The sequence below is a fragment of the Stenotrophomonas sp. IS26 genome, from assembly GCF_054188265.1.
The window spans coordinates 1-17,783 of sequence record NZ_JBSZJV010000007.1; the positions used below are offsets into that span (position 1 = coordinate 1).

The 17,783-nt window shown below is 65.7% G+C and carries 19 protein-coding genes; 14 read left to right on the plus strand and 5 right to left on the minus strand.

From position 1 onward, the window contains the following. The 6 genes from ACW6W5_RS08075 to ACW6W5_RS08100 form a co-directional block, all read left to right on the plus strand. A partial coding sequence (locus ACW6W5_RS08075; RefSeq protein WP_458233639.1) for a lytic transglycosylase domain-containing protein occupies positions 1-771 on the plus strand: 771 nt, incomplete at its 5' end. 172 nt (positions 772-943) lie between these two features. Next, the gene (gene petA, locus ACW6W5_RS08080; RefSeq protein ID WP_019186259.1) at positions 944-1,564 is read left to right on the plus strand and encodes a ubiquinol-cytochrome c reductase iron-sulfur subunit; all 621 of its coding nucleotides are present in this window, start codon (positions 944-946) and stop codon (positions 1,562-1,564) included. 2 nt (positions 1,565-1,566) lie between these two features. Continuing rightward, complete coding sequence (locus tag ACW6W5_RS08085) at positions 1,567-2,826, plus strand: cytochrome b (protein WP_121041653.1); 1,260 nt, start codon at positions 1,567-1,569, stop codon at positions 2,824-2,826. A 37-nt stretch (positions 2,827-2,863) separates the two neighbouring features. After that, positions 2,864-3,565 (plus strand): cytochrome c1, encoded by a 702-nt coding sequence (locus ACW6W5_RS08090; RefSeq protein ID WP_428999463.1) that lies wholly within the window; start codon positions 2,864-2,866, stop codon positions 3,563-3,565. A 160-nt stretch (positions 3,566-3,725) separates the two neighbouring features. Further along, positions 3,726-4,361 carry a glutathione S-transferase N-terminal domain-containing protein gene (locus ACW6W5_RS08095; protein WP_019186262.1) on the plus strand — a complete coding sequence of 212 codons (636 nt, stop codon included), beginning with the start codon at positions 3,726-3,728 and terminating at the stop codon, positions 4,359-4,361. 152 nt (positions 4,362-4,513) lie between these two features. After that, positions 4,514-4,957: a ClpXP protease specificity-enhancing factor gene (locus ACW6W5_RS08100; RefSeq protein ID WP_121041657.1), complete on the plus strand. Its 444-nt coding sequence runs from the start codon at positions 4,514-4,516 to the stop codon at positions 4,955-4,957. A gap of 34 nt (positions 4,958-4,991) precedes the next feature. Here ACW6W5_RS08100 and ACW6W5_RS08105 read toward each other — a convergent pair whose 3' ends face one another. The 4 genes from ACW6W5_RS08105 to ACW6W5_RS08120 all read right to left on the minus strand — a co-directional run bounded on the left by ACW6W5_RS08105 (position 4,992) and on the right by ACW6W5_RS08120 (position 7,760). Further along, positions 4,992-5,348, minus strand: a complete 357-nt coding sequence (locus ACW6W5_RS08105; RefSeq protein ID WP_019186192.1) for a DUF3301 domain-containing protein — start codon at positions 5,346-5,348, stop codon at positions 4,992-4,994. Between the two features lie 84 nt (positions 5,349-5,432). Then, complete coding sequence (locus ACW6W5_RS08110; RefSeq protein WP_226956586.1) at positions 5,433-6,566, minus strand: DUF2272 domain-containing protein; 1,134 nt, start codon at positions 6,564-6,566, stop codon at positions 5,433-5,435. Positions 6,567-6,633: 67 nt separating this feature from the next. After that, positions 6,634-7,494, minus strand: coding sequence for a carboxylating nicotinate-nucleotide diphosphorylase (gene nadC / locus ACW6W5_RS08115; RefSeq protein ID WP_121041661.1), 861 nt, complete (start codon positions 7,492-7,494; stop codon positions 6,634-6,636). Next, positions 7,491-7,760, minus strand: a complete 270-nt coding sequence (locus tag ACW6W5_RS08120; RefSeq protein ID WP_019186189.1) for a Trm112 family protein — start codon at positions 7,758-7,760, stop codon at positions 7,491-7,493. Before ACW6W5_RS08120 ends, nadC begins: the two co-directional genes overlap by 4 nt. Positions 7,761-7,819: 59 nt before the next feature. On the opposite strand from ACW6W5_RS08120, the gene purE reads away from it, so the two are divergent. Together purE and ACW6W5_RS08130 are read left to right on the plus strand one after the other, a co-directional pair. Beyond that, positions 7,820-8,323 carry a 5-(carboxyamino)imidazole ribonucleotide mutase gene (gene purE / locus ACW6W5_RS08125; protein ID WP_019186188.1) on the plus strand — a complete coding sequence of 168 codons (504 nt, stop codon included), beginning with the start codon at positions 7,820-7,822 and terminating at the stop codon, positions 8,321-8,323. Then, positions 8,320-9,468: a 5-(carboxyamino)imidazole ribonucleotide synthase gene (locus ACW6W5_RS08130; RefSeq protein ID WP_152151456.1), complete on the plus strand. Its 1,149-nt coding sequence runs from the start codon at positions 8,320-8,322 to the stop codon at positions 9,466-9,468. The genes purE and ACW6W5_RS08130 overlap by 4 nt, the downstream gene beginning before the upstream one ends. Positions 9,469-9,503: 35 nt before the next feature. On the opposite strand, the gene ACW6W5_RS08135 is transcribed toward ACW6W5_RS08130, so the two are convergent. Next, positions 9,504-10,085, minus strand: coding sequence for a superoxide dismutase (locus ACW6W5_RS08135; protein WP_152151458.1), 582 nt, complete (start codon positions 10,083-10,085; stop codon positions 9,504-9,506). A gap of 162 nt (positions 10,086-10,247) precedes the next feature. Between ACW6W5_RS08135 and grxD the strand changes: the two genes are divergently transcribed. The 6 genes from grxD (at position 10,248) to pilV (ending at position 17,775) form a co-directional block, all read left to right on the plus strand. Then, the gene (grxD, locus tag ACW6W5_RS08140; RefSeq protein ID WP_019186185.1) at positions 10,248-10,568 is read left to right on the plus strand and encodes a Grx4 family monothiol glutaredoxin; all 321 of its coding nucleotides are present in this window, start codon (positions 10,248-10,250) and stop codon (positions 10,566-10,568) included. Beyond that, positions 10,565-11,305: an SDR family NAD(P)-dependent oxidoreductase gene (locus tag ACW6W5_RS08145; RefSeq protein ID WP_152151460.1), complete on the plus strand. Its 741-nt coding sequence runs from the start codon at positions 10,565-10,567 to the stop codon at positions 11,303-11,305. Before grxD ends, ACW6W5_RS08145 begins: the two co-directional genes overlap by 4 nt. Positions 11,306-11,703: 398 nt before the next feature. Continuing rightward, positions 11,704-14,970 (plus strand): TonB-dependent receptor, encoded by a 3,267-nt coding sequence (locus tag ACW6W5_RS08150; protein WP_152151462.1) that lies wholly within the window; start codon positions 11,704-11,706, stop codon positions 14,968-14,970. Between the two features lie 278 nt (positions 14,971-15,248). Continuing rightward, positions 15,249-16,637: a nucleotide 5'-monophosphate nucleosidase PpnN gene (gene ppnN / locus ACW6W5_RS08155; RefSeq protein ID WP_121042205.1), complete on the plus strand. Its 1,389-nt coding sequence runs from the start codon at positions 15,249-15,251 to the stop codon at positions 16,635-16,637. A gap of 161 nt (positions 16,638-16,798) precedes the next feature. Then, a complete protein-coding gene (locus tag ACW6W5_RS08160; RefSeq protein ID WP_121042207.1) occupies positions 16,799-17,314 on the plus strand; it encodes a GspH/FimT family pseudopilin in 516 nt (171 codons plus the stop codon). Then, complete coding sequence (gene pilV / locus ACW6W5_RS08165; RefSeq protein ID WP_152151464.1) at positions 17,311-17,775, plus strand: type IV pilus modification protein PilV; 465 nt, start codon at positions 17,311-17,313, stop codon at positions 17,773-17,775. The genes ACW6W5_RS08160 and pilV overlap by 4 nt, the downstream gene beginning before the upstream one ends. The last annotated feature ends 8 nt before the right edge of the window (positions 17,776-17,783 follow it).

Sequence of the window (17,783 nt, forward strand, 5' to 3'; positions counted from 1 at the left end):
CCCGTGCCGACCCCGGTCGCCCAGATCGCCAGCGCCACACCTGCAGCGGGGGGCACCGCCGCGCCGGTCCGGGCCGATACCGCCACGGTCGCCACCGCGATCACGCCCGCCCCGGTTCCGGCTCCGGCTCCGGCCACCGTGCTGACCGCGCCGCCCACCCGGGCCCCCGCAGCTGGCAAGGCTGGGCAGGTCCGCAGCGGTCAGCTCTATTCGTATATGAAAGACGGCGTGCGCCATTACACCAGCGCACGTCCGGCCCAGATGGCCAGCCTCGGGCAGGTCCGCACCATCCATTACACCTTCATCGAACGCTGCTATGCCTGTGGCGCGAACCCCTCGGTCAACTTCGGCTCGGTCCGCCTCAACACCACGGCCTATCAGAGCGAGATCGCCGCGGCCGCCCGGGAGTTCGGGGTGGAAGAAGCGATCGTGCGCGCGATCATCCATGCCGAGTCCGCCTACAACCCGCTGGCGCTGAGCCGGGCCGGCGCGCAGGGCCTGATGCAGCTGATGCCGCCCACCGCGCGTCGCTTCGGGGTCAGTGATTCCTATGATGCTTCGCAGAACATCCGCGGCGGCGTGCAGTACCTGTCCTGGCTGCTCAAGCGCTTCAATGGTGACCTGACCCTCGCCGCCGCGGGCTACAACGCGGGCGAGGGTGCGGTAGCCCGCCATGGCGGCGTGCCCCCTTACAGCGAGACCCAGTATTACGTGAAGCGGGTGGCCGTATTGGCCGACCGCTATCGAAGTGCGGTCGCCACCCATCAATAACCCATGGCGCCGGTGGTACCTGATGCCGTACTGTCGGGGGTAATGTCGTTCCGTAGTACCGCGTTGTGTGGCCGACTTCGGTTCAGCTACACTCGCGGCTGATTCAATGTGGACTGGCCCCCACCGGTCTGCTGGCAGCCTCAAGCTACCTAAATCAATATCGGAGTGCCGGATGGCCAACGATGGGGTAAACGATCCAGTCAACACTGGACGTCGGCGGTTTCTCTCAGCAACCACTGCGGTGGTCGGAGCGGTCGGCGTCGGATTTGCAGCGGTACCGTTCATCAAGTCCTGGAATCCCAGCGCCCGCGCCAAACTGGCCGGTGCCCCGGTGATTGCCGACATCAGTGCGCTCCAGGAAGGCCAGCGTCTGGTCATGGAGTGGCGTGGGCAGCCGATCTGGATCGTCAAGCGCTCCAAGGCCATCCTCGATGCGCTGCACGGGCTGGACGGCCGCCTGAAGGATCCCGAGTCGGGCGAGAAGGAACAGCAGCCCGAGTACGTGCTCAAGCAGAATCCCGAATTCCGTTCGATCAAGGCCGAGGTCTCGGTGCTGGTCGGGCTGTGCACCCATCTGGGCTGTTCGCCGGAAATGGTCGCCGAGATCCGCCCCGAGCCCTACGACCCGCAGTGGAAGGGCGGCTACTTCTGCCCCTGCCACAAGTCGCGTTTCGATATGTCCGGTCGCGTGTTCAAGGATGTTCCGGCACCGATCAACCTGCTGGTGCCGCCGCACCATTACCAGGACGACAACACCATCATCATCGGCGTTGATCCGCAGGGGGCGGCTTGATCATGGCCAATATCCTTTCCCGCACCGCCACCGGACTGGCCGACTGGGTCAACGCCCGCGCGCCGGGCCTGATGCCGGTCTACCGCAAGCATGTCAGCGAGTATTACGCGCCGAAGAACTTCAACATCTGGTACTACTTCGGTTCGCTGGCGCTGCTGATCCTGGTCAACCAGATCGTCACCGGCATCTTCCTGACGATGCACTACAAGACGAACGCGGCCGAAGCGTTCGCTTCCATCGAATACATCATGCGGGACGTGGAGTGGGGCTGGCTGATCCGCTACATGCACTCCACCGGTGCCTCGCTGTTCTTCATCGTGGTCTACCTGCACATGTTCCGCGGCCTGCTCTATGGCAGTTACCAGAAGCCGCGCGAACTGGTCTGGATCCTCGGCATGCTGATCTACCTGGTGCTGATGGCCGAGGCCTTCATGGGCTACGTGCTGCCGTGGGGCCAGATGTCGTTCTGGGGCGCGAAGGTGATCATCTCGCTGTTCGGCGCGATCCCGGTGATCGGCACCGGCCTGACCGAATGGATCATGGGCGACTACCTGCCCAGCGACGCCACCCTCAACCGCTTCTTCGCCCTGCACGTGATCGCACTGCCGCTGGTGCTGTTGCTGCTGGTGGTGCTGCATCTGGGCGCGCTGCATGAAGTGGGCTCCAACAACCCGGACGGCGTGGAGATCAAGAAGGGCCCGAAGGGCAACCGCTGGTCGGCCATCGCGCCTACCGATGGCATTCCCTTCCATCCTTACTACACGCTCAAGGATGCGGTCGGCGCCGGCTTCCTGCTGATCATCGCCGCCTTCATCATCTTCTTCGCCCCGGCCTTCGGCGGGTTGTTCCTGGAGCACGACAACTTCACCGAGGCCAACCGCCTGGTGACGCCCGAGCACATCAAGCCGGTCTGGTACTACACCCCGTATTACGCGATGTTGCGCGTGGTGCCCAACAAGCTCGGTGGTGTGATCGTGATGTTCTCGGCGATCGCCATCCTGTTCCTGGTGCCGTGGCTGGACCGCGCGCGGGTGAAGTCCTACCGCTACCGCGGCCTGCTCTCGCGCGGCCTGCTGGGCATGTTCGCGGTGTGCTTCGTGTGGCTGGGCGTGATCGGCTCCGGCCCGGGTACGGATGCGCACGAGACCTACATCGGGCGCGTGCTGACCTTCCTGTATTTCGCCTTCTTCATCACCATGCCGCTATGGACCAAGCTGGACAGGACCAAGCCGGTACCGGACCGGGTGACCACGCATGACTGACCACTGGATTGTCCGGCTGGCCTGCGCGGCGGCGCTGATGCTCGGTGTCGCGGTGGCCGATGCCGCCGAGGGCGCCAAGACCCTGCAGGCAGGCAATGACCTGAGCGATCGTGCCTCGCTGCAACGCGGCGCACAGCTTTACATGAACTACTGCTCCGGCTGCCACGCGCTGAAATACCTGCGCTACTCGCGCATGGCCGCCGATCTCGGGCTGAGCGAAGAAGAGGTCATGAACAACCTCAACTTCACCGGCACCCCGGTGGGTGAGCCGATTCCGGTGACGATGCCCAAGGCGCAGGCCGAGAAGTGGTTCGGCAAGATGCCGCCGGATCTGAGCCTGATCTCGCGCGTGCGGGGCAGCGACTGGGTCTACACCTACCTCAAATCGTTCTACCTGGATCCCACGCGGCCGCTGGGCTGGAACAACACCGTGTTCCCCAATGCCTCCATGCCCAACCCCCTGTGGGAAATGCAGGGGCTGCAGCATGCGGTGCACGGCAAGGCCGAGGGCCCCGGGCTGGATGCTCCGGTGGTTGGGCTGAAGATCGAACAGCCGGGCAACATCGATGCCGGGCAGTACGATCAGGTGGTGCGCGATATCACCAACTTCCTGGAGTATGCCGGCGAGCCGGCGGCCCTCAAACGCCAGAAGCTGGGCGTGTGGGTGATCCTGTTCCTGGCGCTGCTGACCTTCCTGGCCTATCTGCTCAAGAAGGAATACTGGAAGGACGTCCACTGAGCCGTCGGGCGCCGTCCAGTGGCGATCGTTCCACGCGTGGGACCATCGCCCTATTGGCTTTTGTGATGTGCGGTTGCACACTCGGGTACTGTGACGACCGTCGGCAATGGGCTGGCGGCGCCGATACGACCGGCGGTTACCGGACGTTGGAGAGCCTTTGATGGCGGCGAGCGTACGCATGCGGAATACCCTGACGCTGTTTTCCTCGAACGACGATGTGCTGTGCCATCGCGTGCGGCTGGTACTGGCGGCCAAGGGCGTCACTTATGACTCCGTGCCGGTCGACCCGCAGAACCCGCCCGAAGATCTCATCGATCTCAATCCGTACCACTCCGTGCCCACCCTGGTGGAACGCGAGCTGGTGCTGTACGCGGCGTCGGTGGTCAGCGAATACCTGGACGAGCGCTATCCGCACCCGCCGCTGATGCCGGTCGATCCGCTCTCGCGGGCCCGCATCCGCCTGGCGATGTTGCGCATCGAACACGACTGGGTGCCACAGGTGCAGGCCATCCAGCTGGGCAACAAGACCCAGGCCGAGGCCGGGCGCAAACGCTTGAAGGAACTGCTGACCAGCGCGGTGCCGTTGTTCAAGGCCAGCAAGTTCTTCCTCAACCCGGAAATGAGCCTGGCCGACTGCGCGATGGCACCGATCATCTGGCGGCTGCAGGCACTGGACGTGCCGCTGCCGAAGGATGGCAAGTCGATCGAAGACTATGGCAACCGCATTTTCCGGCACCCCGGCTTCATCCGCAGCCTGACCGACCAGGAAAAGAAACTGCGCGATCTGCCGGTCTGATCGGGGTACGTGTGCCGCATGCGGCACACCCGTGTACTGAACGAAATCGCGGTGCCGGTACGCGCCATGGCTGACCTGCGGGTAGGCGGGCGCGTACACTTGCATCAGGCAATCCGGATCAAGAGCAGCCGAGCACGGCTCGGCTCTACCACATGACTGAAGACACTTTTCGCATGACCAGCCACCGCCCGTACCTGTTGCGGGCCTTGGTGGAATGGATCAATGACAACGACCTGACGCCGCATATCCTGGTCGACGCCGGCCTGCCTGGCGTGCAGGTGCCGCAGAGCGCGGTCAAGGATGGCCGCGTCGTGCTGAACATCGCCGAGCGCGCCGTGGTGCGCCTGCATATCGACAATGACAGCGTCAGCTTCTCGGCCCGCTTCTCCGGCACCAGCTACCCGGTGCAGGTGCCGATCTCGGCCGTGCTGGCCGTGTATGCCCGCGAGACGGGGCAGGGCATGGCGCTGCCGGATGACATCCCGGGCCATGAGCCGGGTCCGGACGATGAGCTGCCGCCGGACGATTCACCGACCCCGCCGGACGACGCACCGCCCAAGCCCAGCGGTCGCCCGCATCTGCGGGTGGTCAAATAAGACCCACCATGGCCGCCGCAAGGCGGCCATTTCATCAGACGTCCTCGGCATCGCGCGTATCGATATCGCGCCGGATCTCGCTGATCCTCGCCGCCGATGGCCCCACGAACGTGATCAGCTGATCACCGCGCAGCACCATGCGCCCGCTGTGGCGGTCCACGCCATCGTGTGAGTACTCGAACTTGAAGGTGCGCTCCCAGCCCAGCCAGCCGTTGTCCTTTCGGCATACGCGCAGGCCGGTGGCGTGCACGCTCTGGTCCAGCCACTGCACATCGGCAGCGCGGCAGGCATTGCGCCCAAGCACGCCAGCACGTTCGGCGGCGGCACGCGAAGAATTCCAGAAGGCGTAGGCAAACGCGCCGGCAATCATCAACAGGATCAAACTGGGCATCGGTGACTCGGCGCGGTCAGGGAGGTCGGTCCCTCCAAGATGGCGACGAATGCGGCGCGGATCAAGCCATCCGCGCGAGCGCGATCAGGTCGTGCGCGGTGGCGGTGGCGGTGGCGGGACGGGTATCGGTGTCGGTGTGGGTGTCGGCGTCCGAGTCGGGCTCGCCGGCGGGGCCGGAACCGGGTTCGCGCTCGGGACCGGCGGACGGGGCGGCACCACGGTGGGCGCGCGCATCGGTGCCTGGGAAGCCGGGGCGGCCATCGGCGGTGCCGTCGCACCGGGAGCGGGCAGGGTCGCCGGGTCCGGAGCTCCCATCGGCACCGCCGCCGGCGCGGTGGCCACCAGTTTCAGCAGTGCGGCCCAGTCCTGGCGATTGAAGCTGCATTCCTCTTCGCGGCCCGGCGTGCAGCCCAGATCCACGCCATCGCCTGCATTGGCCTTCGCCGGCGGCAGTTCGATCCGGCCGCTGCGGTCCAGCGACAGTTTGCGCAACGCCACGGTGTTCATGACATTGCCACCAATCAGATACAGCGTGCGGTCGCCGCCCATGTTGGCCGCGATCACCACTTCACAGTGCGATTTCCAGTGCGTCACCGCGCCGCTGCCCAGCGACTGCACCAGCCCGGTGTAGCTCAGGGTCTCGCGGCGGTCGCGCAGGTAGCACAGCAGGTCGCCGGGCGCGGGTTTCTCCTGCGCCGGGTCGGTCATCCGGTACGGCCCGCTGTTCTGGTAGGCCGCGCGGATGTAGTCGATGTGGCGGGGCGAGCGGGTGAAGCCGGGCACCGAGGCGCGGGTCATCACCCAGGAAATGAAGGCGGCCGACCACGGGTTGTCCACCAGGAAGGCACGGCAGTCGCTATCGGTGTAGCGCGTGCCCGGTGGGGCCATGCAGCTCGATGCGCCGGGCTGGCTGCCCATCGGCGACAAGGTGCCGCTCTGCCGCCAGTAGCCGACCACCCGCTGCCACGCGACAAGGCCGTTGTCGGCCAGGTGGACGTCCTCGGCTTCCGTCACGCTGAGACTGGCCGCGCGGCCATCGCGATCGATGAAGGGCCGGTACCAGAGGCGGTGCTCATTGCACGCGGTCTGCACGATGGCCACGGCCAGCGGGCTCAGCCCGAACCGCGGGGGTACATCGCAGACCTCGGCGGCGGACGCCTGCGGCGGCAGCAGCGCGAACAGGGGAGACAGGCAGGCGAGAAGCGGCAGGCAGCGCATGCGTGCATTCCAGGTGGGGGCAGACGCAGCCTCGCAGACCGCATCTGCCCATACCGTGAAAGCGGCATCAGCCCTGTGGGGGCGGGCCCAGTTTCAATGACAGGTCGATTGCCTGCACATGCTTGGTCAGTCCGCCGATGGAGATGCAGTCCACGCCGTCCTCGGCGATCGCGCGCAGGCCGTCCAGGCCGACACTGCCGGACACTTCCAGCGGAATCCGCCCGGCCGCGATGCGCACGGCCTCGCGCCGCGTGGTGGCGTCGAAATCGTCGATGAGGATGCGGGTGCAGCCCACCGCCAGCGCCTCGCGCAGCTGGTCCAGGTCTTCCACCTCGACCACCAGCGGCAACGCCGGCCATTGCGCACGCGCCGCCAGCACCGCCGCGGTCAGTGAGCCGGCCGCACGGATGTGGTTTTCCTTGAGCATCACCGTGTCGAACAGGCCCAGGCGATGGTTGTCGCCGCCACCGCAGCGGACCGCGTATTTCTGCGCGACGCGCAGCCCGGGCAGGGTCTTGCGGGTGTCCAGGATCCGCGCGCCGGTACCGGCCACCGCCGCGACGTAGTGCGCGGTGGTGGTCGCCGTGCCGGACAGCGTCTGCAGGAAGTTCAACGAGGTCCGCTCGGCACTCACCAGGCTGCGGTTGCGGCCCTGCAGCAGGGCCAGTACGGTGCCGGCGGCGACGCGGTCGCCCTCGGCCACGCGCCACTCGATCCGGACCTCTGGATCGAGCGCCCGGTGGGTCGCATCGAACCACGGGCGGCCGGCGATCACCGCGTCCTGCTTGCACAGCAGGTAGGCGCTGTCGGGGCGGTCGGGGAGCAGGGCGGCGGTGACATCACCGCTGCCGATGTCCTCGGCCAGTGCACGGGCCACATCGGCGGCCACCAGGGCGGCCTCGGGGGCCGGCACGGGGAGGTGGCTCATTTTTCCGGGAAATCGGCGATCTGGGCGGTGGCGATGGCCTCTTCGGCCAGCAGCACCGGGATGCCGTCGTCCACGCGGAACACCTGCTTGCGGTCACGGGTCAGCAGGGCCTCGCGCAGCGTCTGCGCCTGCGGGCTGCCATCGGCCTTGAGCACGGCACCGCTGCCGATCGCGCGGTTGAGCGCGTCCAGACCGGTGGCGTCGAGCAGGGACAGGGGCTGGCGCGTATCGGGCGAGCACAGGAGGTCGAGCAGCTTGCGATCCATGGATTCTTCGTCTTGCGTGGAAGACGGCTAGAATACGTCTTTAAGGCAGGTGACGGCCAATGACCCTCAACCAAACCGCGCCGCTCGTCGGCATCGTCATGGGATCCCGCTCGGATTGGGAAACCATGCAGCACGCCGCCCAGAAGCTGGATTCGCTGGGCGTTCCCTATGAAGTGAAAGTGGTCTCGGCGCATCGCACGCCGGACGTGCTGTTCACCTACGCCGAGCAGGCGGGCCAGCGTGGCCTGCGCGCGATCATCGCCGGTGCCGGCGGGGCCGCGCACCTGCCGGGCATGATCGCCGCCAAGACCGCCGTGCCGGTGCTGGGCGTGCCGGTGCAGTCCAAGGCGCTGAACGGCATGGATTCGCTGCTCTCGATCGTGCAGATGCCGGCCGGTATCCCGGTCGCCACCTTCGCCATCGGCAACGCCGGCGCCTCCAACGCGGCGTTGTTCGCAGCCGCCATGCTGGCCTCGGACCAGCCGGCGATCGGTGAAGCGCTCGAGGCCTTCCGCGCCCGCCAGACCGAAGACGTCATGGCCCACGACGATCCGCGTCAATGACGTCCAGGACCGTTGGCATTCTGGGCGGCGGTCAGCTCGCCCGCATGATGGTCCTGGCCGGTGCGCCGATGGGGCTGCGCTTCGAGCTGTTCGACCCGGCCGCCGATGCCTGTGGTGCCCAGGTGGCCCCGCTGCAGGTGGCCGCGTTCGAGGATGAGGCGGCCCTGGCTGCGTTCGCCGCGCGCGTGGACGTGGTGACCTTCGATTTCGAGAACGTGCCGGCGCGCAGCGCCACGTTCCTGGCCGAGCGCGTGCCGGTGTATCCCAATCCGGATGCGCTGGCCGTGGCCCAGGATCGGCTCAGCGAGAAGACCCTGTTCCAGTCGCTGGGCATCCCGCTGCCGGCCTTCGCCGATATCCGCAGCCGCGATGAACTGGCGGCCAAGGTCGCCGAGTTCGGCATGCCCTGCATCGTCAAGACCCGCCGGCTGGGCTATGACGGCAAGGGCCAGTTCCGGATTCGCAGCGCGGCCGACATCGACGCGGCATGGGAAACCCTCGGCAGCTACGTCGAAAAGACCGGCCTGATTCTGGAAGGCTTCGTCGCCTTTGATCGCGAAGTCAGCGTGGTGGCGGTCCGCGGGCAGGATGGCGAGTTCCGCGCCTGGCCGATCACCGGCAACTGGCACGTCAATGGCGTGCTCTCGGCCAGTCTGGCCCCGGCGCAGTTGCCGGCGGCCCAGTACGAGGCGGCCATCGGCTACGCACGTACGCTGGCCGAGCGCCTGGACTATGTTGGCGTGTTCGCGCTCGAACTGTTCTGCCGTGGCGATGAACTGCTGGCCAACGAGATGGCGCCGCGCGTGCACAACTCCGGCCACTGGACCATCGAAGGCAGCGAGACCTCGCAGTTCGAGAACCATCTGCGTGCCGTGCTTGGCCTGCCGCTGGGCGACACGCGCATGCTGGGCCATGCCTGCATGCTCAACTGGATCGGCCAGATGCCCGGTGCCGCGGCCGTGCTCGGCCAGGCCAGCGGCCATTGGCACGATTACGGTAAGCAGGCGCGGGACGGCCGCAAGGTCGGCCATGCCACGCTGCGTGATGATGATGCGGCGGCGCTGGCCGGTGCATTGGAAAGCGTCGGTGCGCAGCTTGATCGCGGTGAGCAGGTCGCGCCGGTGATCAAGATCCTGCGCGGTTGAGCATCGGGTAGTGCCGGCCGTTGGCCGGCACCGCCTCAATCGCGCAATTGCGCGGTGACGAAGTCCCAGTTCACCAGTTTCCAGAACGCCTCCAGATAGCGTGAGCGCTCATTCTGGTAGTCGGTGTAGTACGCGTGTTCCCACACATCGCAGGCCAGCAGCGGAGTGCTCTCGCCGGTCAGCGGCGTGCCCGCGTTGCGCGTGGCCTGGATCGCCAGCGCGCCGTTGGGGTGCTGCACCAGCCACACCCAGCCCGAGCCGAACAGACGCAGCGCGGCGCGGTCGAAGGTGTCGCGCAGGCGCTTGGCATCCCCGAAATGACGGGTGACCAGTTCACCCAGCCGGCCCTGCGGATCGCCCCCGGCGCGCGGGTGCAGGCACTGGAAATAGAACTGGTGGTTCCAGGCCTGTGCCGCGGCATCGAACAGGCTGCCCTGGCTCTGGCGGACGATCTCCTCCAGCGGCAGCTCGGCCAGCTCCGTGCCTTCAATACGTGCGTTCACCGTTTCCAGGTAGCCACGGAAGTGGCGCCCGTGGTGCAGGTCCAGTGTCTCCGCCGACAGGTGAGGCTGAAGGGCGGCGCGGTCGTAGGGAAGGCGAGGCAATTCGAGGGGCATGGGCACGACAGATTGGGAAGGGAGAGCGCCGATCCATGGCGGATCGTCATCAGTGTGGCCGATGGCAGGGTGCCCACCACCCGAAGGTAGGGCATACAATGGCGGCCAGGGAAGTCTATCCGACCGGTGAGGCCGGGTTGTCCCATTGGAGGGAGAGTCGTTGTGGCGGTGATGCAGCAGATCCAGTCCGAAGTCGAACGTTACCCCCTCGTGTTGTTCATGAAGGGCACGCCGCAATATCCCATGTGCGGCTTTTCCAGCCGTGCCATCCAGGCGTTGATGGCCGCCGGCGCGATCGCGCTGCGCACGGTCAACGTGCTGGAAGAACCCGAGATCCGCGCCAACCTGCCGCGCTTCTCCAACCTGCCGACCTTCCCGCAGCTGTTCATTCACGGCGAGCTGATCGGCGGCTGCGACATCGTGCTGGAGCTGTTCGAATCCGGCGAGCTCAAGCGCATCGTCGAAGAGGCTTCCCAGCCGTGAGTGCGGTCCCGTCCGTGGTGGTCGGGACCGGATCGCTCGCCGATCGCGTCATTCTTATCGCCGGGGCCGGGGGAGGCTTTGGTAGCGCCGCCGCTGTCGCCTGCGCGCAGGCCGGGGCAACCGTGGTCCTGCTGGGGCGCAAACCCCGCCGCCTGGACCGGGTCTACGCTGCCGTCGAGGCTGCCGGCCCCGAGCCGCTGCTGTATCCGCTGGATCTGGAAGGGGCGACCCCCGACGACTACGCCACCCTGGCCGAGCGCCTGCACTCCGAGCTCGGTCATCTGGATGGGGTGCTCTACTGCGCGGCCGATTTCGCCGGGCTGACCCCGTTCGAGCTGGCCGACCCGGCCGCCTTCGCCCGCGCCGTGCATGTGAACCTGACCGCGCCGGCCTGGCTGGCCCAGGCCTGCCTGCCGCTGCTGCGCCAGAGTGACGATGCCGCGCTGGTATTCACCGTGGATGACCCGGCGCGGGTAGGGCAGGCGTATTGGGGCGGCTACGGCGCGGCCCAGCACGGACTGCGCGGCCTGATCGCCTCCCTGCATGACGAACTCGGCCGCAGCCCGGTGCGGGTCAGCGGCCTGCAGCCCGGCCCGATGCGTACGGCGCTGCGCGCCCGTGCCTTCTCCCTGGATGAAGACCGCACCGCCCGTGACCCGGCCGAGTGCGCCGCCGCGGCGGTCATGCTGCTGTCCGCCGCCGGCGCTGCCCATCGCGGCCAGATTCTCGAGGCCTGAGGGCGGGAAGGGCGTCACCGTCGGGTGACCGTGCCCAGGGCGACCGTGCCCAGGGCCGTCCCACGGCTGTCAGGTAGTGCCGGCCGCTGGCCGGCTCCCCAGTGAACCTTGAAAACCCCGCGGGACCCTCCCGAAACCGCTGGCGGCGCCAAATGGCCCGCATTCAGCCGGTCACAATCGGATGTGAAGATAGCGTCACGATCCCGTTGTGATGGCGTGTGTTTTGTAGCGAAAACGTCACAATCCGGGGTTACCGTGTTAATCTAGTGTTAACCGTTGCGGCTGAAACCAGCTCGCGGCTAGGGAACCCAGATAAAAGTCCAGTCAGCCGCCAGCAAGGCTGCTTGGGCGCGTTTTTTTCTCCGCCATCGCCAATCTCGCATCGAGGCTACTCCCCAATGACCCACTCCCGTTGTCTCCGGATGTCCAAGCTGACGCTTGGTCTCGTGGCTGCACTTGCCGCCGCTCCCGCCTTCGCCCAGAGCACCTCTGCCGGTGTCGGCGGTCAGGTTACGTCGGCCGCAGGCGCGCCTGTCGTCGGTGCCGAAGTCACCATCACGCACACCGAGTCGGGCACGGTCAGCCGTGCGACCACCGATGCGTCGGGTCGTTACAACGCGCGCGGCCTGCGCGTGGGTGGTCCGTACACCATCACCATCAACAAGTCCGGTGAAGGCACGAAGACTGAAGAAGGCGTTTACCTGAACCTCAATCAGGTAAACACCGTCAACGCCAACCTGGCCGGCGATATCGCTGCCGGTGCCACCAACCTCGAGGCCGTGCAGGTTGTGGCTGTGGCGGGTGGTTCGGACGTTTTCAGTTCCTACAAGATGGGCACCGGCACCAACGTCGATCGCCAGACGATCGAGTCGCTGCCGTCGGTCAACCGCAACATCCAGGATTACATCCGCCTCGACCCGCGCATCTCGCAGGTCAGCAAGGCCGACGGTGCGATCTCGGTCGGTGGCCAGAACACCCGTTACAACGCGATCCGCATCGACGGCATCGGTGCCGGCGATCCGTTCGGTCTGGAATCCAACAACCTGCCGACCGAGCGTCAGCCGGTGTCGATGGATGCGATCCAGGAAATCAACATCGACATCGCCAACTACGACACCACCATCGCCGGTGGTACCGGTGCGGTGATCAATGCGGTGACCAAGTCGGGTACCAACAACTTCGGCGGCACCGTTTACTACGCGTACCGCGACAAGGACATGGTCCGCAAGGATCTGGAAGGCGTCCGCTTCAACGGCTTCGATGACGAAAAGACCTACGGCATGACCCTGGGTGGCCCGATCATCAAGGACAAGGTCTTCTTCTTCGCGAACTACGAAAAGATGGAGCGTTCGGCCCCGGGCGTCAGCCTGACCGATTCGCCGTACGGCAAGGGCACCATCACCGACGCCGACATCACCCGTGCGCAGCAGATCGCCACTGGTTACGGCTTTGATGCCGGTTCGCTCAACGCGCCGGCCAACAAGACCGAAGTGGAAGAGTACGCACTGAAGGTTGACTGGAACATCAGCGATAACCACCGTGCTGCCGTGCGTTACAACAAGCTCGAGCAGAATGTGGTCCGCTTCCCCCAGATCAGCAACAGCGCCGTGTCGCTGAGCAGCTTCTGGTACCAGCAGCCGAAGACCTATGAATCCTGGATGGGTGAACTGTTCAGCGACTGGTCGGAGAACTTCTCGACCGAGTTCAAGCTCTCGCACAAGGAGTACACCTCGGTCCGCACCACGCCGTCGAGCTTGCCGCAGATCCAGATCCGTGGCTTTGGCAACGGTGGCAATGATTCTCTCTACTTCGGTACCGAGCAGAATTCGCACGTCAACGCGGTCGAGAGCAAGGAGCTGAGCGCCTTCGGTGCCGCCACCTGGTACGTGGGCGACCACACCGTCAAGTTCGGCTTCGATTACTCCGACAACGACCTGCTGAACTACTACGGCCGCAACGTCAACGGTGCGTACGTGTTCTCCAACCTGGCTGATTTCGCTGCCGGCCGCGTCAACCAGTACGTTGTGCGCGCGCCGCGCGCCGGCGGCAGCTATGACGACATTCCGGCCAAGTACACCCTGAAGAACACCGGTGTGTTCGTCCAGGACAGCTGGGCGGTCAACAGCAACCTGACCGTTCAGGCCGGCGTCCGTGTTGATATGCCGGACTTCAGCTCGCAGCGCCTGTACAACCCGCGCATCATGGAGCTGTACGGCTACGACAACACCAAGCTTCCCGATGACAAGCTGGTGCAGCCGCGCTTCGGCTTCAACTACACCTTCGATACCGATCGCCCCACCCAGATGCGCGGTGGCGTGGGCCTGTTCGGCGGCGCCGCCCCGAACGTCTGGCTGGCAGGTGCGTACCAGAACACCGGCCTGAACTACACCGAGTACACGGTCCGCAACCAGAACGGGATCTTCACGCCGGATACCAATCCGCCGTACATCCCGGCTGCCGGCGCGGGTGCGCGTCAGAACGTGGATATCGCGGCACCGGATCTGAAGCTGCCGTCGGTGTGGAAGACCAACATCGCGTTCGATCACGAGCTGCCGTGGTATGGCATCGTGGCATCGGCCGAGTTCCTGTACACCAAGGTCAACAACGCGATCTACTTCGAGCGCCTGGACCTGCGTGGCAAGAATGGCCCCGTTGCTGCAACCCGCATTGGCCAGGACGGTCGTGAGCTGTACTGGAACGACGCCGGCTACGTGCCGTGTGTTGGTCTGGCCGCCTCGCCGACCAACTGCTCGGTCCGAGAGGGTGCGGCCGGAGCGAATGGCAAGGCGAACCGTCCGGATGACATGGGCGACGTGCTGCTCATGAAGAACACGGACAAGGGCAGCAGCCGCCAGTTCACCGCGGGCCTGAACAAGCCGCTGACCGAGAACTGGGGCTGGTCGCTGGCCTATACCTACACCGCCGCGAAGGAAGTCAGCCCGCTGACCAGCTCGCAGAACACCTCCAACTGGGGCAGCACCCTGATCGGGACCGCCAACGAAAACGTGGCCTATGATTCGCGTTACGCGATCAAGGACCGTGTGACCGGCTCGATCAACTGGAAAAAGGCGTTCTTCCGCGACTACAACACCTCGGTGGGCCTGTTCTACGAAGGGCGTTCGGGTCGTCCGTTCAGCTACATCTACTACAACGACATGAACGGCGATGCCGCTGCCACCACCGGTGCCGGCTACTTCAACGACCTGTTCTACGTGCCCAACGGCTACGGTGACGTCAAGTTCACCGGCGGCGCGGCGATGGAGAAGCAGTTCTTCGACTGGCTGGCAGCCAACCCGCAGCTGGAGAAGTACCAGGGCCAGATCGCCCCGGCCAACGCCTTCCGCACCAAGTGGACCAACAGCTTCGATGTGCACATCTCCCAGGAGTTCCCGGGCTTCATGAAGGAGCACAAGGGTGAGCTGGCGCTGGACATCATGAACGTCGGCAACCTCATCAACAAGAAGTGGGGCCACATCGAAGACTACGGCTTCAACTCGACCGCTCGCGTAGCCAGCTACGCAGGTATCGATCCGGCCACCGGCAAGTACATCTACAACTTCACCGGTTCCACCGATACCCCGACGATCCAGGAAAACAACAACGACAAGGGCAACACCGGCGTGTCGCGCTGGTCGATGCAGCTGACCCTGAAGTACAAGTTCTGATCCGTCAGGACCTGATGCAGTAAATGGAAGCGGCCGGGGAAACCCGGCCGCTTTCTTTTTGGGGCCGGCGTTGCCGTTGTTCTGTCGCCTCGGCGCCCTTGCCAGAACGGCACCGTGGATGTATCTTCAATGGGTTGCGCGGAAATCAGCGCAATTGCGACGGCCCAGTGCCCCTGTCGCGGTCAGGACACATCCAACGGTCGGGTTTCCCGGCCGTTTTGCTTTTTAAGGGGGCAGCGGTACAGTCGGTAACCTTGAGGAAAGCGAAAAAGATGGACATGACGATCAACGAAAAGCCGGCGCGGACGCTGCCGGTGCAGGACGCGCGGATCTACCCGCGCGGTGGGCTGGATGTGCTGTCGCGCGCGGAAGTGGCGCGCCTGCGCGATGCCTCCGGTGGTGGCATGCACGAGCTGCTGCGCCGCTGCGCGCTGGCCGTGCTGACCAGCGGCAGTGCTTCGGACGATCCGCGCGCGGCGCGCGATCTGTATCCCGATTTCGATATCCAGGTGGCCCAGCAGGACCGCGGCGTGCGCATCGATCTGGTCAATGCACCGGCGATGGCGTTCGTGGATGGTGAGATCATCCGCGGCGTGGCCGAGCTGCTGTTCGCGGTGGTCCGCGATCTGGCCTACATGGCCATCGAGATGGGCCCGGCCTATGCGGCCGAACTGGAGTCCTCCGAGGGCATCACCAACGCGGTGTTCGGGCTGCTGCGCAACGCGCGCATCCTCAACCCGGGCGACCCGAACCTGGTGGTCTGCTGGGGCGGCCATTCGATCGGCCGCGATGAGTATCTGTACACCAAACAGGTCGGCTACGAGCTGGGCCTGCGCGGGCTGGACATCTGCACCGGCTGCGGCCCGGGCGCGATGAAGGGCCCGATGAAGGGCGCCACCATCGCCCATGCCAAGCAGCGCAAGACCACCACGCGTTACATCGGCCTGACCGAGCCGGGCATCATCGCCGCCGAGTCGCCGAACCCGATCGTGAACCACCTGGTGATCATGCCGGACATCGAGAAGCGTCTCGAAGCGTTCGTGCGTATCGGCCACGGCATCATCGTGTTCGCCGGCGGTGTCGGCACCGCGGAGGAGATCCTGTATCTGCTGGGCATCCTGCTGCGCGACGAGAACAAGGACCTGCCATTCCCGCTGATCCTGACCGGCCCGACCGTCGCCGCGCCATACTTCGAGCAGATCGACCGCTTCATCCGCCTCACCCTGGGTGAGGAAGCTGCCAGCCGCTACGAAATCATCATCGGCGACCCGGTCAACGTGGCCCGCAAGATGGCCCAGGGCATCAAGCGCGTGCGCGAGCACCGCCTGGCGCAGAAGGACTCGTTCTTCTTCAACTGGTCGATCGAGATTCCGTGGGAATACCAACAGCCGTTCGTGCCGACCCACGAGGCGATGGCCGCGCTGGACCTGCATCACGGCCGTCCGCCGCATGCCCTGGCGGCCGACCTGCGTCGCGCGTTCTCCGGCATCGTGGCCGGCAACGTGAAGGAAGACGGCATGCGCCGCATCGAGCAGTTCGGTCCGTTCGAGATCCATGGCGATGCGGACATGATGCAGGCCCTGGATGAGCTGCTGCGCGCCTTCGTCGAACAGCGCCGCATGAAGATCTCGGGCGAGTACCAGCCCTGCTACAAGGTCATGGCCTGAGGCCCTGACCGGGCCGGCGGCGGGCAGGGGCCGGCCGTCGGTCTGGATCTGCGTCAACTGATTGACGCCTGTCGCCTCCGGGCGACCGTTCGTCCTGCCGCCTCTTGCTGATCGGCGGCGGGACGTTCATCTTCTGTGTCATCAACGCTGGGGAGCGTTTCATGTCTTTGCGCCGGTCCAACGGCTTCACACTGATCGAGTTGATGGTCACCATCGCGGTGCTTGCCATCCTGGCAGTGATTGCGTTTCCGAGCTTCCAGGGCGTGCTGCGCTCGAACCGGGCGGCCACCACCACCAACGAGCTGATCGCTTCATTGGCGCTGGCGCGCAGCGAAGCGCTGAAGAACACCCGGGGGGCGGGGGTATGCGCCTCATCCGATGGCACCAGCTGCAACGGTGATACCTGGGGCGACGGCTGGATGGTCTGGTCCGATGCCGACGGCAGCGGCAGTTTCGATTCCGGCGAACCGGTGCTGCGGTACTCGGCTGGCTCGACCAAGATGCTGGGCAGCGAGAACAACCTGACGCTGGCCTTTGACGGCCGGGGTCGAAATCGCGCTGCATCGGCGCTTGACATCACCCTCAAGCCCGATGAGTGCGGGGACCTGCCGCTGCAGCGCACGCTGCGGCTGTCGGCGGTGGGGCAGGTACGTGTGGAACGGGAGAGCTGCAAGTGACGGCAAGACATCTTGGCGCGCGGCGCGCAGGGCAGGGCGGCTTCACCATGATCGAGGTGCTGATCGCGATCGTGGTGATGAGCATCGGCCTGCTTGGTTTCGCGCTGCTGCAGACGATGAACGTGCGGTTCGTGCAAAGCGCGAATTTCCGCACCCAGGCGACCAACCTCAGCTACGAGCTGCTGGACCAGATCCGGATCAACCGCGTCGCCGCGACGACCTACGTAGGCACCTACGCGGCCACCACCAAGGCCGCCGATTGCAAATCGCCGATCGGCGCCAAGATCACCAAGGATCAGTACATGACGGACTGGCGCTGCCGGCTGGGCAAGGCCCTGGGCGATGAAGCCAGTGCCAAGGTGACCCGCAGCGGCGATGAAGTGACGGTCAGCGTGAGCTGGGGCGACGAGCGCTGGCTGGATGCCGCAGACACCACCTTTGCGGCGAGGACCCAGCTGTGATGCGCGCC